Below are 14,913 nucleotides of genomic sequence, written 5' to 3'. Positions count from 1 at the left end.
ATGAGCCGACGTCCTACGAGCATGACAATGGCTTCGTACGGGTTGTAAGGCGGGGTCTGGCGGTCTGGAAGTACGAGCGTAACGACCAGGGCGATGTCATTCGTAAGATCGATCCCGACGGACATGTTACGGATTACAGCTACGACAAATACGGGCAACTGGTTGGGGTTTGGTACCCGGACCACAGTTGTCAGCGGCTGGTGTGGAATGAGCGGGGGCAACTGATTGAGGAGCAGTTGCCCAATGGCGGGATCAAGCGGTATCGCTATGACAATCTTGGCCGTCAGGTGGCGCGCGAGGATGAGCATGGCGCGCTGACCCAGTATCAGTGGGACAGCGTGGGTCGCTTGGTTCGCGTGGTGCTGCCCGGTGGGGCGTGTCGGGAATACAGCTACAACCCCTACGGAAAAATCACCGCCGAACGCGACGAACTGGGCCACGTCACCCGCTACGAATACGCCGACGGGCTGCACCTGATCAGTCGGCGCATCAACGCTGATGGCACTCAGGTCAAATACCGCTACGACAACGTGCGGTTATTGCTGACCGAGATCGAAAACGAGGTCGGCGAGACCTACCGACTTGATTACCACCCCAATGGCCTGATCCAGCAGGAAACCGGCTTTGACGGGCAGCGTACGGCCTACGTCTACGACCTCAACGGCAACCTGCAGGAAAAGACCGAACACGGTGACGATGGAAGTCAGCTCGTTAACCGTTACGAGCGAGACCACGCCGGACGCCTCGTCAGAAAAACCCTGCCCGACGGTAGCCTTGTTGAATATGCCTACGACCGTCAGGGCAACCTCCTCAGCGTCGACGACGGCCACTGGGCGCTCGCCTACGAATACGATAGCCAAAACCGCCTCACCGCCGAACACCAGGGCTGGGGCACCTTGCGCTACGGCTACGACGCCTGCGGCCAGCTTCAACACCTGCGCCTGCCGGACAACAACCGCTTGGTGTTCAACCACGGCAAAGGCGGCCACCTCGCCACCATCGAATTAAATGGCGCACAGCTGACCTCGCACCTGTTCAAAGCCGGCCAGGAACATCAGCGCCAACAAGGCCAACTCCTCAGCCACTACCACTACGACGACCAACACCGCCTGCACGCCCACGCAATCACCCAGCAACAAGACCACCTCTACCAACGCCAATACGACTACGACAAAACCGGCAACCTCACCCGCCTGCTCGACACGCGCAAAGGCGAACACCACTACCACTACGACCCACTAGGCCGCCTCACCCGCGCCGACCACTCCCAAGACCTGCAGGAACGCTTCGGCCACACCCCGGCCGGCACCCTGCTGATGCAAGACCGCCCCGGCCCCGATATCGTTGCCGGCAACCGCCTGATGATCCAGGGCGACCGCCACTACGACTATGACGCCTTCGGCAACCTCATCCGCGAGCGGCGTGGCAAAGGCCATCAACTCGTCACCGAATACCGCTACGACTGCCAGCATCGGCTGATAGGCCTCACCCAACCCAACGGCCAAACCGCCAGCTATCGCTATGACCCGTTTGGGCGACGCATCAGCAAAACCGTGGACGGCCTAACGACGGAGTTTTTCTGGCAAGGCGACAGACTGATTGCCGAACACCATGCGGATCGCCATCGCAGCTATCTCTACGAACCCGATAGTTTTAGGCCGCTCGCCCTGCTGGAAGGCTTCGGCCCAAAAGATACCAAGCCCTATCACTACCAACTCGACCACCTCGGCACGCCGCAAGAACTCACCTCTCCAGACGGCGCCATCGTCTGGTCCGCGCATTACCGCGCCTACGGCCAGATCAGCCGACTCGACAAAGGCACAATCGACAACCCGCTGCGTTTCCAGGGTCAGTACTTCGATCAGGAAAGCGGACTGCACTACAACCGCCATCGCTACTACAATCCGGATATTGGGTGTTACCTGACGCCTGATCCGGTGAAGCTGGCGGGTGGGATCAACGCGTATCAGTACGTGCCGAACCCTATGGGTTGGGTGGATCCGTTAGGTCTGAGTACCTGTCCAGGCGGGGATAAATGCAAGTCGAACCCCAGTGCTGAAGATCCAGCGGGAAAAGCACAGGTTAATGAAGGCAGCCCACTCAGTCCCACAAGCTCCAACTCTCCACCTACACTGGGCTACCATAAGGAGACCTTTGCCAATAAACCTGTAAAGCCGGAAGAAACCATTCAGAAATGGGATGAATTTCTAGGACCTGGCCCTCACACAAACACCAACCCACGAACTGGGAAGCCCGACCGCGACAGAATTGTTTCCAGCGACGCAAAAAGAAGTATTCGTTACGGGGCCCATGAGATGAATAGCAAGCCAAGCAAGCATCACTATCATGAGGAGACATGGACGTTCGAGATAAAAACCAACACCATGAACGTTGACAATACTGTTGTACGCGTTCCCCTGACGAAGAAGTGAAATGAAGATACAAATAACTGATATTTTTTCTGACAAAGGCACTGTGAGAGTAAAATTCAACTCACCTTTTGGAAATGCCACAGCTTTATGGAGCGGAACCAAGTTAAAAACTGGTGAAATTCTGGATGTAGAGTTAGAACTTGATGAAATATTTTCATGGGGACAAAACATCATGTCCTCATCTGTAAAAACACCACAGATCGCTTCTGCGAATGGTGCTCATAAAATTATCGGCGAGCTTATCCAAGATGCAGACCAAAGTTGCTCAATACTAAAAATCGGCGATTCAGTAATTTTGATTGAAATTGACAAGCCAATCACCGGCAAGCCCAGCTTTGTTGAAGTGATAACAAATGACATTCTTCTTCACCCAACAAATGTTTGAGTATAAGTTCACTTACTCACCGCCGTAAATTACATATAAAAAAATGCTCAACCAGCGGAAATCAATCGGAGAGAGCTATAAAAAATACACATTTTTGAATATGCAACATAAAGAAAATCAACAACAATACTAGATACAGACGGAAACCCAATCACCGCCTGCACGGACTACTGAAACGAAACATCAACCTAAACTTTCAATCCTCCGCAGCCTTCTATTCAAAAGCCAGGAAAAATATATAAAATTCAGACCAGCGATTACCTCCCCTTCATCCAATCAAACAATTCAAACTTCACAGAATGCAGTTAGTCAGGCAGATGAAGTATTTAAGGTAGATCGTGGGCATGGGGCTGCTACGCAGCCCAACGCGAGCAAGCTCGCTCACCACAAGTGTTCGCTCACCAGGGGTGGGTTACGTTGCCCTTAGATCCCAGCCAACGCCAAGTCCATCGCGAAGTAGGTAAAGATCAAATCCGCACCCGCCCGCTTGATCGATCCCAACGTTTCCCGCACAACCCGGTCCTCATCGATCGCTCCCGCCTGGGCGCCGAATTTGATCATCGCGTATTCGCCACTGACCTGGTACGCCGCCACCGGCAGGCGCGAGGCTTCGCGGATGTCGCGGATGATGTCGAGGTAGGCACCGGCCGGCTTGACCATCAGTGCGTCCGCGCCTTCCTGTTCGTCCAGCAGCGATTCGCGCACGGCTTCGCGGCGGTTCATCGGGTTCATCTGGTAGCTTTTGCGGTCGCCCTTGAGCGCACTGCCGCCGGCTTCGCGGAATGGGCCGTAGAGGGCCGAGGCGAATTTGGTGGAGTAGGCCATGATCGGGATATGGGTGAAGCCGGCTTCATCCAGCGCACGGCGGATGGCCTGGACCTGGCCGTCCATGGCGGCCGAGGGGGCGATCACGTCGGCCCCGGCGCGGGCGGCGGCAACGGCTTGCTTGCCGAGGTTGACCAGGGTCGCGTCGTTGTCGACATGGGCACCGTGCATCACGCCGCAGTGGCCGTGGTCGGTGTATTCGCAGAAGCAGGTGTCGGACATTACGATCATGTCCGGCACCGCGTCCTTGATGATCGAGGACATCCGCGAGACCAGGCCGCGTTCCTTCCAGGTGTCGCTGCCGTTGGCGTCCAGGTGGTGGGACACGCCGAAGGTCATCACCGACTTGATACCGGCACGGGCATAGCGCTCGATCTCGGCAGCCAGCTTCTTTTCCGGGATGCGTTGCACGCCGGGCATGCTGGTGATCGGCACGAAGTCGTCGATTTCTTCTTCGACGAAAATCGGCAGCACCAGGTCGTTGAGGGTGAACTCGGTTTCCTGGAACAAGCCACGCAGCTCCGGGGAGCGGCGCAGGCGGCGTGGACGGGCTTGGGGGAACTGGCTGGTCATGGCTGTCCTGAAAAAGTGGCGGGAAATCTTTGGGGCGAAAGCTTATGCCCCAAGGCCCCGGCAGCACAAATGCCCTGGGGCCAACAGTGTATTGCGGGGGCCGTAATAATGTATTGATCTAGAGCTGTAGATGACCTTCGATACACACCGTAACGGCGCCGCCGACCCAGATTTCATCACCCTGGCGCTCGACGCGAATACGCCCCGCACGCCCCATGGCCGTGCCCTGGCTGACCACGTAGCACTCAGGTGCGAGTCCTTCGCTGAGCAGCCATTGTGCGACGCCCGCATTCAGGCTGCCGGTGGCAGGGTCTTCCTGGGCCCCGTCGCCTGCGACAAAGGCACGCACCTCAAACTGCGCGTCCACGTCGTCAGCCGGGTTGCAAGGAGCAATCACCCCGACGGCCAGCCCAAGCAGCTGCGAATAGTCCGGCTGCAAGGCCAGGACCTGATCACGGTCAGCCAGCATCACCGCGAGCCACCCCGCGCCATTGTCGACCCACTGGCTGCGCACAATGGCCCCCGGCGCCAGGCCCAATCCCAGGCGAACGCGCTCCAGCAGCGCGGAGTCCACAGGGCCGGAGCGCATCAACGGCGGTGCAATAAACGCCAGTTCATCGCCTTGACGCCGAATACGCACCAGGCCGATTCCACACTCCTGGATAATCTCCTCGCCTTGGGGTACCCCACCCGCCTTGAGCCACGCATGGCAACTGCCCAGCGTCGGGTGCCCGGCGAACGGCAGCTCCTGCAAGGTGGTAAAGATCCTCACCCGGTAGTCCGCCCGAGCATCGCGCGGTGTCAGCAAAAACGTGGTTTCACTGAGGTTTGTCCATTTGGCGAAGTCAGCCATCTGTTGGTCGCTGAGGCTGTCAGCACCCAGCACGACGGCCAGCGGATTGCCCTTGAGCGACACGCTGCTGAATACATCCAGTTGTTTGAAATCGAAAGTCGGCATGCTTCAGCTCGGAATATTCAGGCCACGGATGACCGCCGGCCGGGCGACAAAGCCGTCCAGCGCGCGCAGTACGTTAGGGAAGTCGGCAATGCCCACCAGATCGCCCGATTCATAGAAACCGATCAGGTTGCGAATCCAGGGGAAGGTGGCGATGTCGGCGATGCTGTAGTCGTCGCCCATGATCCAGGTGCGGCCGAGCAGGCGCTTTTCCAGCACGTCCAGCAGGCGACGGGATTCCGCGGCGTAACGGTCGCGGGGGCGCTTGTCTTCGTAGTCCTTGCCGGCGAACTTATTGAAGAAGCCCAGTTGGCCAAACATCGGACCGATGCCCCCCATCTGGAACATCAGCCATTGAATCGTTTCATAACGTGTCGCCGGATCTTCGGAAAGCAACTGGCTGGATTTTTCCGCCAGGTAGATCAGGATTGCGCCTGACTCGAACAGCGCCAACGGCTGCCCCGCCGGGCCGTCGGGGTCGATGATCGCGGGGATTTTGTTGTTGGGGTTCAGGGACAGGAACTCGGGGGAAAACTGGTCCTGGGTCTCGAAACTGACCTTGTGCGCCTCATAAGGCAGGCCCAGCTCTTCGAGCATGATCGAGACTTTTACCCCGTTGGGCGTGGGCAACGAGTACAGTTGCAGGCGCTCCGGATGCCGGGCGGGCCATTTGCTGTTGATCGGGAACGCGGCGATCGGGTTCATCGGGAAACTCCCTGGCGGAAAGCCCCCATGATAATCATCTGTCCCACGTCCTGCATGGGTCATCAATGCGCAACATCAGCGGGCTATTATCCCCCGTGGGCGAACCAATACGCCCGCGTGCACTCTTAAGTGCGCTCAAACGGTGAATGGAGGCACCTCGCTATACCGACACGGAACACCCGCAGGACGCCCCAGGCGTCATTAGGGCCAGGCTTGTCCGCCTTAACGTGACGCACGAAGACTCGAACCCATAATGACGATCAAGCCTCTGCGCCTTGTGCAACGACTGAAACACTACGCCTACATCCTGTTGCCCCTTTTGCTGGTGAGCGGCGCCATGGTTGCCGCCCTCGACGCCCGGGAAAGCCGCGCCCAACCGGTGGACGGCGTGCAAACCCTGGTGTTCCTGCGCCACGCCGAGAAACCGGCCGGCGGCTTGGGCCAACTCAATTGCCAAGGGTTGAACCGAGCAATGAACCTGGCCACCCTGCTGCCGGAAAAATTCGGCAAGGCCAACTTCGTGTTTGCCGCCAACCCGACGCGCAATGTCGAGGAAGGTGAGCTGGACAATTCCTACAGCTATATTCGCCCGTTGATGACCATCAGCCCCAGCGCCATCAAGTTGGGCCTGCCGGTGAACATCAAGTTCTCGGCCAACGACACCAGCGACCTGGCCGACGAGCTGGTGGAAGACAAATACCACAATGCCACCATCTACACCGCGTGGTCCCACGGCTACCTGCCGGAGCTGATCAACAAGGTGGCCAGTGAGGCCTCCGGCGAAAAACACACGATTACCGACGACTGGTCCGGCAGCGACTACGACACGCTGTACGTACTGACGCTGACCTGGCACAACGGCAAAGCCTCGTTGCTCAGCCGCAACTACAAGCAGGGCCTGACCGACGGTGAAGAAACCTGCCCGCAGCCAACACAGGTGAGTGCCGATAGCTGAGGACGTATGATGCACCGCTATTGACTCATTCGCGGACCCTCCCCCATGCCCAACCTCGCCTCCACCCAGCCCGTCCGGGGCTGGTCGTTCTGGTGGAAACCTGCCCTCTTCCTATTGGTGGCCTGCGTCGGCCTCTACTACGTGAAGTGGTCGCCCTACTACTTCAAGGCGTTTGTCGCCGCTGACAACCACAGCATCGGCGCGTCGATCCTCAACGATCAACAAAGCTCGCCATTGGCGGCAGCGCTGGCCTACGCCCAGGTGTATTTCCTGGCGATCTGGAAGGCTGCCGTACTGGCGGTGATCCTCGGCTCGCTGCTGCAAGTGCTGATCCCCCGCGACTGGTTGCTGCGCCTGTTTGGCCGTGCCGGCCTCGGCTCGACCTTGCGCGGCGGGCTGTTCGCCTTGCCGGGGATGATGTGCAGTTGCTGCGCGGCGCCCGTCGCGGCCGGTATGCGCCGCCAGCAGGTGTCGGTGGGCGCGGCATTGGCCTTCTGGATTGCCAACCCGGTGCTGAATCCGGCGACGCTGGTGTTCATGGGTTTTGTACTGGGCTGGGGCTTTACCGCGTTGAGGCTGGTGGCGGGCATTGTGCTGGTGGTGGGTGTGTCACTGGTGGCACAACGCATCGCACGGCCGGACCAGGTGCCGGAAGTTGCCTTGGACGCGGTGGCCGAGGCCAGCCAGGTCGAAGCGCAACCCTTCTTCAGTCGCTGGCTGCGTACCCTGTGGCAGCTGTTCTGGAGCACCATACCGATCTATATCCTGGCGGTGCTGGTGCTCGGTGCCGCACGGGTGTGGCTGTTCCCCCACGTGGACGGCGCCATGGCCAACAGCCTGGTGTGGCTGGTGCCCCTGGCGATTGTCGGCACGCTGTTTGTGATTCCTACAGCGGCAGAGATCCCCATCGTACAAACCATGATGACCCTGGGCATGGGCACCGGCCCGGCCGTGGCCTTGCTGATGACCCTGCCCAGCGTGAGCCTGCCGTCGCTGTTGATGCTGCGCAAGGATTTCGATGCGCGGGTGCTGGTGACGGTGGCCGGGTTGACCATGCTGGTGGGCGTGGTGTGCGGGTTGATCGGCGCGCTTATCCTCTGAGGGCGCGCTCGCGCAGATAGGCCGTGACTGCGCCCTGCTCTCCCGCAAACTCGATGCGTGCGCCTTTGCTTTCACGCTGGAAGGCGTACATCGGGTCGTAATACTCGCGCAACAGCCCTTCAATCCAGGCGCGATGCAGGTCCACGGCGCCGCTGCGCAGCTGTTCCGCCAGAGCATCCTGCATGATCGCCTGCAACCGCTGGAAACGCTCGCCGCCCAGGCGCTTGTGGATATTGGCCAGGCCCTGGGTCAGGCGTTCGGCAAACAACGCCTGCCCCTGCTCACCAAATACCGCGATGAATTCTGCGCAAAGGTCAATCACGTAATCGCGCAGGATGCGCTCGACACGGCCTTCGACGCTGTCTTCCAGCCACACCATCGGAAAGGTCTGCATGCCCTTGTGCAACGGCAACGGCAGCGCGCAGCTGCCGATCATGCGGCTTTCATCCTCGACCACGAACTGCTCGATACCGCCCGCGCGTTTTTTCAGCAGGTCCACCGCCAGGCGGTTTTCGAAGTCGATAGTGGAGGGTTGCGCCGTGGCGCGTTTGCCGAAGCTGGAACCGCGGTGGTTGGCATGGCCCTCCAGGTCCAGGGCGTTACGCAACTGGCCCAGCACCTCGGTCTTGCCGGTGCCGGTCATACCGCCCAGCAACACGAAATCACAGTGGGCGGCCGCCTGGTCAAGGGTATCCAGCAGGAAGGTCCGCATGGCCTTGTAGCCACCCCCGACCCGGGGGTACTCGATGCCGGCTTCGGTCTTCAACCATTGCTGCACGATCTGCGAGCGCAGCCCGCCACGGAAGCAATACAAGAAACCGTCAGGATTGGCCTGGGCAAACCGTGCCCATTGTTCGATGCGTTCAGCCTTGATCGCCCCCGACACCAGCTCATGCCCCAGCACAATCGCGGCTTGCTGGCCCTGCTGCTTGTAGCAGGTGCCGACGCGTTGACGCTCGTCATCGGTCATCAACGGCAGGTTGATCACGCCGGGGAACGCGCCCTTGGCGAATTCGACCGGTGCACGGGTGTCCATCATCGGCCGGTCGTTGAGGAAAATGTCGCGGTAATCGGTGATGTCAGTTGCCATCAAACCACCTCTACCGCGTGGGTCTGTCGCTCAACCAGTTCGCCGATGGGCTCAAGGTTCAGGCCCAGCTCGGCGGCGACCGCATGGAATTCTGCGTCGCCTTCAGGCGCGACCGCGATCAGCAGGCCACCGCTGGTCTGCGGGTCGCACAACACGCGTTTGTGCAATTCCTGCAGGCGCCCGACCTTGCTCGAGTAGCTGTCGAAGTTGCGCAAGGTGCCACCCGGCATGCAGCCCTGGTCCAGGTAGTCCTCGATCCCGGGCAGACGTGGGACTTTGTCGTATTCGATACGTGCGGTCACAGCGCTGCCGTCCGCCATCTCCACCAAATGGCCCAACAGACCGAAACCGGTGACATCCGTCATTGCCGTCACACCGGCCAGCTTGCCGAAACGGCTGCCGGGTTTGTTGAGGGTGCACATCCAGTCACGGGCCAGGCCGATATCCGCCTCACGCAACTTGCCCTTCTTTTCGGCGGTGGTGAGGATGCCGATGCCCAACGGTTTGGTCAGATACAGACGGCAGCCCACGGTGGCGGTGTCGTTGCGCTTCATATGGCGCTTTTGCACGATGCCGGTGACGGCCAGGCCGAAGATCGGCTCGGGCGCGTCAATGGAGTGCCCGCCCGCCAACGGGATGCCGGCTTCGTCGCACACCGAGCGGCCGCCACGGATCACTTCACGGGCGATCTCCGGCGCCAGCACGTTCACCGGCCAGCCAAGAATGGCGATGGCCATCAACGGGTCGCCGCCCATGGCGTAGATGTCACTGATGGCATTGGTGGCGGCGATGCGGCCGAAATCGAAGGGATCATCGACAATCGGCATGAAAAAGTCAGTGGTGGAGACCACGCCACGCTCATCGTCGATGGCGTACACCGCCGCGTCGTCGCGGGAGGTGTTGCCCACCCACAGGTTGGGGTCAAGGTTCTGCGCGCCGCTGCCAGCCAGGATCACTTCCAGCACCTGGGGCGAAATCTTGCAGCCACAACCCGCGCCGTGGCTGTACTGGGTAAGGCGAATCGGCTCGTTCATGGTGGACCTCAAGCTATCAAGTGGGCGGATTCTAACAGACAGCAAAAGGCCGGCTGGGCTCTTGTGAGCACAGCCGGCCTTTGGGGTTGCAGCGTTACTGCCGGGCAGCGAGCAGACGCTTGTGACGGTTGCGCCGAGCGATGTTCAGGCACTCGATGGCCGCCGAGAAGGCCATGGCCGCGTAGACGTAGCCTTTAGGCACATGGGCGCCGAAGCCTTCGGCGATCAGCGTCATGCCGATCATGATCAGGAAGCCCAGGGCCAGCATCACCACGGTCGGGTTGTCGTTGATGAACTTGGCCAACGGCTCGGCCGCCACCAGCATCACGATCACCGAGGTCACCACGGCGATGATCATGATCGGCAAGTGCTCGGTCATGCCCACGGCGGTAATGATGCTGTCGATGGAGAACACCAGGTCAAGCAACAGGATCTGCCCGATGGCTGCGGCAAAGCCGATGGCCACGACATTGCCGGTGCTGGTCTTTTCTTCGGGCTCAGGGTCCATGCTGTGATGGATCTCGGTGGTGGCCTTCCAGACCAGGAACAGGCCACCGGCGATCAGGATCATGTCCTTCCATGAGAACGCCTGGCCGAGCACTTCGAACACCGGCGTAGTCAATTGCACGATAAACGCAATGGTGCTCAACAGGCCCAGGCGCAACACCAGCGCCATGCTGATACCGATGCGTCGCGCCTTGGCCCGATGTTTCTCCGGCAATTTGTTGGTGAGGATCGAGATAAAGATCAGGTTATCGATGCCCAGCACGATTTCCATCACGATCAAGGTGGCCAGGGCAATCCAGGCGGTAGGGCTGGCGGCCAGTTGTAAAAGGTAATCCATAGGTCAGTCCTGACGTTGTGCTGGGGAGATTAGGTTTCTTTGGTGTTCGATTCAGACTCGTTTTCTTCCTGATCGTCCTTTTTTTGTGGATTGATCAGGCCATTTGTCGCTTCACTCAACGCCTGCTCGGCAGCTTTCTGGGTGTCATCGATGGCTTGCTTGGCCGACTCGGTGGCTTTGCCCATGACCTGTTGCGCGCTTTTTTCGACCTGATCGCAACCGCTGATCATCACCAATGAAAGCGCAAGCAACGATGCCGCGCTCAGGAAATTGAGTTTCATCATGTCTTCCTTGTTAGAACCATTGGGTCCAAATAGTGGCCCCGCGATAGCGAGGCATTCTATGCAGGCAAACAGTTCAGGAAAATTCGTATTTTCCTCCCGTATACTTCGGTTTTTACGAAGCGACGATCATCATGCTCAATTACCGACAGTTGCATTACTTCTGGGTAGTGGCCAAGACCGGCAGCATCGTGCGCGCCTGCGAGCAACTGAACCTCACGCCACAGACCATCAGCGGGCAGATCAGCCTGCTGGAGCAAACCTACGGGATTGCGCTGTTTCAGCGGGTAGGCCGCCAGCTTGAACTCACCGAAGCCGGGCGCCAGGCCCTGCCCTATGCCGAACAGATGTTCCAGACCGGCAATGAACTGGAGGCGATGCTGCGCGCGCAGCCCGATGAGCAACAGATCCTGTTTCGGGTCGGGGTGGCGGATGTGGTGCCCAAGTCCATCGTGTACCGACTGATCGCGCCGACCATGGAATTGAGCGAGCCCCTGCGCATTACCTGCCGTGAAGACAAACTCGAGCGTTTATTGGCCGACCTGGCGATCCAGCGCCTGGACCTGGTGATCTCCGACAGCCCCATGCCCTCGCACCTGGATATCAAGGGCTACAGCCAGAAACTGGGGGAATGTGGCATCAGTTTTTTCGCCACCCAGGCATTGGCTGACAGGTACGCCGGTGACTTCCCACAGTGCCTGCACGGCGCGCCCCTGTTGATTCCCGGCGCGGAAACCGTAGTACGCAGCCGTTTGCAGCGCTGGTTTGCCGAGCAGCAGATCCTGCCCAGGATCATCGGCGAGTTCGATGACAGCGCCTTGATGCAGGCCTTTGGCCAATCCGGCAGCGGGATCTTTATCGCGCCCAGCGTGATCGCCGATGAGGTGGTGCGCCAGTACGGGGTGGCGTTGATTGGCCAGACCGATGCCGTCACCGAATCGTTCTACGCGATCTCGGTGGAACGCAAGGTCAAGCACCCCGGCATCGTGGCGATAACCGAAGGTGCACGGCGAGAGTTGTTTACCGCCCTGCCCTGAGCGTTCAGGCGTTGGACGCGGCCGCTGGCCTGGCGGTCATCAGCCACAGCGCCAGCAGGATCGACACCAGGATAAACCCGGAAGCGGCAAAACCCAGGCTGCCGAGGCCGAGGGTGTCGATCACATGCCCGCCGACCATGGCCCCCAGGCCAATGCCCAGGTTGGCCCCGGCGATATTCAACGACGCCGCAAACGCCGGCGCATGGGGTGCGGCCTTCATCAACCGCACATGGCTGACCAGGAACAGCGCCGCCTGGGTCACGCCCCACACCGCCATCGCCGCCGCCAGGCCGACCGTGGAGTGGATCGCAGGTACCAGCGCGACCATGCCGGCGATCATGAAACCGCAGAACACCATCGAGGCGATCAGCGGGTGACGGTCCACCGCACGCCCGCCCAGGGAGTTGCCGATCAGCCCCACTGCGCCAAAGCCCATCAGGCACCAGCCCACCAGAGTGCCGTCGAAACCGGCCAGGCGCTCAAGGATGTCCGCCAGGTAGGTGTACGCCGTGAACATGCCGCTGAACACCAGGACCGACAACAGGATATGACCTTGCATCAGCGGGTTGCGCAGGATCTTGAACTGCGAGCGCAACGACACCTGGTCGTTCTTCGGCTGGGTCACCGGCAGGTAGATAAACAGCAGCAAGGCCTTGGCCAGCGCGACCACTGCGAGGATCGCAAACGCGGCGCGCCAGCCGAACATATCGGAAATCAACGTGCCCACCGGGATACCGAACACCGTGGCGCAGACGATGCCGAAGCCGATTTTTTCGATGGCGCGCCCGGCGTATTCGGGGCCGACAATATCCACCGCGGTTTCACTGGCCAGGGCCCAGAACACCGGCAGGCCCAGGGCCGGGATCAAGCGCGCCAACGCCATCACCCAGATATTCGGCGCCAATGCGGCCACGGTATTGGCCACGCCGAACAGGAGCAGGATGCTGATAAACAGACGCTTGCGGGGGAAACGGGCGCAGTACGCGGTCAGAAACGGACCAAAGGCCGCCACGGTAAAGGCAAACAAGGTCACCAGCAGGCCGGCCTGGGACACGCTGACGTTGAGGTCCCGGGCGATGGACGGCAACAGGCCGACGATAACGAATTCTGTGGTCAGCACGGTAAAACCGGCGGCCGACAGCAGCAGGATGGGAAACAGCATGAAAACTCCAGAAACGACGACATCAACGACAGCCCGAAGGGCCCGCTGACGGAGAGGAAAGGTGAGAGGGGAGAATCTTAACAGAGTATGTCCGGCTTTTGCGAAGCCCCGGTGACCCAATGCCGCAGCGGCCGGGACAGGTCCAGCGGCATGCTAGACTTCGCGCCCTGCTTCCTACAGCTCTTTCCGCCTGCATTGCTGCGCCCTTAAAAAAACTAGAGACAACCTTTATATGACTGCTGCCCCTTCCCTTTTCCAACGCCTGGCCCGCATCAGCCTGGTCACGCAAATCGTCATCGGCTTGATCGCCGGTATCCTGCTGGCCCTGCTCTTGCCGGAGGCGGCCAAGGCCGCCGGGTTTATCGGCAAGGTATTTGTTGCCGCGCTCAAGGCCGTGGCGCCGATCCTGGTGTTTGTGCTGGTGATGGCGTCGATCGCCAACCATAAACACGGCCAGGAAACCCATATCAAGCCGATCCTGTTCCTGTACCTGCTGGGCACCTTTGCCGCCGCCGTGGTGGCGGTGATTGCCAGCATGTGGTTTCCCTCATCGCTGGTGCTCGCCACCCATGACGCCACCGTGAGCGCTCCCGGCGGCATCGGCGAGGTCTTGCAAAGCCTGCTGTTGAGCGTGGTGGACAACCCCATCAGCGCGCTGATGAACGCCAACTTCATCGGCATCCTGGCCTGGGCCATCGGCATGGGCATTGCCATTCGCCATGCCGGCGAGACCACCCGCACGGTGCTCGACGACCTGTCCAACGGCGTGACCCTGATCGTGCGCGTGGTAATCCGCTTCGCCCCGCTGGGTATCTTCGGCCTGGTGGCTTCGACACTCGCCACTTCGGGCTTCGGCGCCCTGCTCGGCTACGCCCACCTGCTGGTGGTACTGATCGGTTGCATGCTGTTCGTGGCACTGGTGGTCAACCCGGCCATCGTGTTCTGGAAACTGCGCCGCAACCCGTTCCCGCTGGTGCTGATGTGCCTGCGCGAAAGCGGCATCACCGCGTTTTTTACCCGCAGTTCGGCGGCGAATATCCCGGTGAACCTGGCCTTGAGCAAACGCCTGGGCCTGCATGAAGACACCTACTCGGTGTCGATTCCACTGGGTGCCACGATCAACATGGCCGGTGCTGCGATCACCATCACCGTGTTGACCCTGGCGGCCGTGCACACCCTCGGCATTGCCGTGGACCTGCCGACTGCCGTGCTGCTCAGCGTGGTCGCGGCGATCTGTGCCTGCGGTGCGTCGGGTGTGGCCGGCGGCTCGCTGCTGCTGATTCCCCTGGCATGCAGCCTGTTCGGTATCCCCAGCGAAATCGCCATGCAGGTGGTGGCCGTAGGCTTCATCATCGGCGTGTTGCAGGATTCGGCGGAAACCGCGCTCAATTCGTCCACCGATGTGCTGTTTACCGCGGCGGCGTGCCTGGGCAAGGAAGAGCAGTCGGTTTAAAACAGCCAGCGTAAGCAAGCCCGGCGCCGTTCTTCAATGAAGAACGGCGCCGGGCTTTTTTTGTATGGGCTGGTCGGGTTT

The 14,913-nt window shown here is 60.2% G+C and carries 14 protein-coding genes; 6 read left to right on the top strand and 8 right to left on the bottom strand.

Annotated features, from left to right (window positions below):
- Both BFQ01_RS22555 and BFQ01_RS32440 read left to right on the top strand, forming a co-directional pair.
- Positions 1 to 2,432, top strand: a 2,432-nt coding sequence (locus BFQ01_RS22555) for an RHS repeat-associated core domain-containing protein (RefSeq protein WP_083244919.1), incomplete at its 5' end; no start/stop codon positions are given.
- Position 2,433: 1 nt separating this feature from the next.
- Positions 2,434 to 2,817 carry a hypothetical protein gene (locus BFQ01_RS32440; protein WP_141691296.1) on the top strand — a complete coding sequence of 128 codons (384 nt, stop codon included), beginning with the start codon at positions 2,434 to 2,436 and terminating at the stop codon, positions 2,815 to 2,817.
- 423 nt (positions 2,818 to 3,240) lie between these two features.
- Here the strand turns inward: BFQ01_RS32440 and hemB are convergent, their stop codons facing one another.
- From hemB to BFQ01_RS22540, 3 genes are all read right to left on the bottom strand, one after another.
- Complete coding sequence (gene hemB / locus BFQ01_RS22550) at positions 3,241 to 4,215, bottom strand: porphobilinogen synthase (RefSeq protein ID WP_065926960.1); 975 nt, start codon at positions 4,213 to 4,215, stop codon at positions 3,241 to 3,243.
- 118 nt (positions 4,216 to 4,333) lie between these two features.
- Positions 4,334 to 5,173, bottom strand: coding sequence for a PhzF family phenazine biosynthesis protein (locus tag BFQ01_RS22545; protein ID WP_065926959.1), 840 nt, complete (start codon positions 5,171 to 5,173; stop codon positions 4,334 to 4,336).
- A 3-nt stretch (positions 5,174 to 5,176) separates the two neighbouring features.
- Positions 5,177 to 5,875, bottom strand: a complete 699-nt coding sequence (locus BFQ01_RS22540) for a glutathione S-transferase N-terminal domain-containing protein (protein WP_065926958.1) — start codon at positions 5,873 to 5,875, stop codon at positions 5,177 to 5,179.
- Positions 5,876 to 6,128: 253 nt separating this feature from the next.
- Between BFQ01_RS22540 and BFQ01_RS22535 the strand changes: the two genes are divergently transcribed.
- Positions 6,129 to 6,830, top strand: coding sequence for a histidine phosphatase family protein (locus tag BFQ01_RS22535; RefSeq protein ID WP_065926957.1), 702 nt, complete (start codon positions 6,129 to 6,131; stop codon positions 6,828 to 6,830).
- 45 nt (positions 6,831 to 6,875) lie between these two features.
- A complete protein-coding gene (locus BFQ01_RS22530) occupies positions 6,876 to 7,931 on the top strand; it encodes a permease (protein WP_027603164.1) in 1,056 nt (351 codons plus the stop codon).
- On the opposite strand, the gene mnmH is transcribed toward BFQ01_RS22530, so the two are convergent.
- From mnmH to BFQ01_RS22510, 4 genes are all read right to left on the bottom strand, one after another.
- On the bottom strand, positions 7,921 to 9,021 hold the full coding sequence (gene mnmH / locus BFQ01_RS22525) for a tRNA 2-selenouridine(34) synthase MnmH (RefSeq protein ID WP_065926956.1): 1,101 nt from the start codon (positions 9,019 to 9,021) through the stop codon (positions 7,921 to 7,923). The genes BFQ01_RS22530 and mnmH overlap by 11 nt on opposite strands.
- Entirely contained in the window at positions 9,021 to 10,055 is a 1,035-nt protein-coding gene (gene selD, locus BFQ01_RS22520) for a selenide, water dikinase SelD (protein ID WP_065926955.1), read from the bottom strand. The genes mnmH and selD overlap by 1 nt, the downstream gene beginning before the upstream one ends.
- Positions 10,056 to 10,149: 94 nt before the next feature.
- Positions 10,150 to 10,899, bottom strand: a complete 750-nt coding sequence (locus BFQ01_RS22515) for a TerC family protein (protein WP_065926954.1) — start codon at positions 10,897 to 10,899, stop codon at positions 10,150 to 10,152.
- 29 nt (positions 10,900 to 10,928) lie between these two features.
- Positions 10,929 to 11,180 (bottom strand): hypothetical protein, encoded by a 252-nt coding sequence (locus BFQ01_RS22510; protein WP_065926953.1) that lies wholly within the window; start codon positions 11,178 to 11,180, stop codon positions 10,929 to 10,931.
- A 134-nt stretch (positions 11,181 to 11,314) separates the two neighbouring features.
- Here BFQ01_RS22510 and nhaR point away from each other — a divergent pair, with 134 nt between their 5' ends.
- Positions 11,315 to 12,217 (top strand): transcriptional activator NhaR, encoded by a 903-nt coding sequence (gene nhaR / locus BFQ01_RS22505; protein ID WP_065926952.1) that lies wholly within the window; start codon positions 11,315 to 11,317, stop codon positions 12,215 to 12,217.
- 4 nt (positions 12,218 to 12,221) lie between these two features.
- Here nhaR and BFQ01_RS22500 read toward each other — a convergent pair whose 3' ends face one another.
- Positions 12,222 to 13,379: an MFS transporter gene (locus BFQ01_RS22500; protein WP_065926951.1), complete on the bottom strand. Its 1,158-nt coding sequence runs from the start codon at positions 13,377 to 13,379 to the stop codon at positions 12,222 to 12,224.
- Positions 13,380 to 13,611: 232 nt separating this feature from the next.
- Here BFQ01_RS22500 and sstT point away from each other — a divergent pair, with 232 nt between their 5' ends.
- Positions 13,612 to 14,832, top strand: coding sequence for a serine/threonine transporter SstT (gene sstT, locus BFQ01_RS22495; RefSeq protein WP_065926950.1), 1,221 nt, complete (start codon positions 13,612 to 13,614; stop codon positions 14,830 to 14,832).
- The last annotated feature ends 81 nt before the right edge of the window (positions 14,833 to 14,913 follow it).

The organism is Pseudomonas sp. 8 R 14 (assembly GCF_900005955.1).
In the GTDB taxonomy this organism is placed as follows: domain Bacteria; phylum Pseudomonadota; class Gammaproteobacteria; order Pseudomonadales; family Pseudomonadaceae; genus Aquipseudomonas; species Aquipseudomonas marginalis.
This window is presented reverse-complemented; position numbering and strand designations above follow the sequence as displayed.

Coding starts and splice junctions, on each gene's coding strand:
- BFQ01_RS22515 (WP_065926954.1), bottom strand. CDS start 10,899: ATGGATTACCTTTTACAACTGGCCGCCAGCCCTACCGCCTGGATTGCC.
- BFQ01_RS22535 (WP_065926957.1), top strand. CDS start 6,129: ATGACGATCAAGCCTCTGCGCCTTGTGCAACGACTGAAACACTACGCC.
- hemB (WP_065926960.1), bottom strand. CDS start 4,215: ATGACCAGCCAGTTCCCCCAAGCCCGTCCACGCCGCCTGCGCCGCTCC.
- BFQ01_RS22545 (WP_065926959.1), bottom strand. CDS start 5,173: ATGCCGACTTTCGATTTCAAACAACTGGATGTATTCAGCAGCGTGTCG.
- BFQ01_RS22500 (WP_065926951.1), bottom strand. CDS start 13,379: ATGCTGTTTCCCATCCTGCTGCTGTCGGCCGCCGGTTTTACCGTGCTG.
- BFQ01_RS22540 (WP_065926958.1), bottom strand. CDS start 5,875: ATGAACCCGATCGCCGCGTTCCCGATCAACAGCAAATGGCCCGCCCGG.
- BFQ01_RS22510 (WP_065926953.1), bottom strand. CDS start 11,180: ATGAAACTCAATTTCCTGAGCGCGGCATCGTTGCTTGCGCTTTCATTG.
- nhaR (WP_065926952.1), top strand. CDS start 11,315: ATGCTCAATTACCGACAGTTGCATTACTTCTGGGTAGTGGCCAAGACC.
- mnmH (WP_065926956.1), bottom strand. CDS start 9,021: ATGGCAACTGACATCACCGATTACCGCGACATTTTCCTCAACGACCGG.
- BFQ01_RS32440 (WP_141691296.1), top strand. CDS start 2,434: ATGAAGATACAAATAACTGATATTTTTTCTGACAAAGGCACTGTGAGA.
- sstT (WP_065926950.1), top strand. CDS start 13,612: ATGACTGCTGCCCCTTCCCTTTTCCAACGCCTGGCCCGCATCAGCCTG.
- selD (WP_065926955.1), bottom strand. CDS start 10,055: ATGAACGAGCCGATTCGCCTTACCCAGTACAGCCACGGCGCGGGTTGT.
- BFQ01_RS22530 (WP_027603164.1), top strand. CDS start 6,876: ATGCCCAACCTCGCCTCCACCCAGCCCGTCCGGGGCTGGTCGTTCTGG.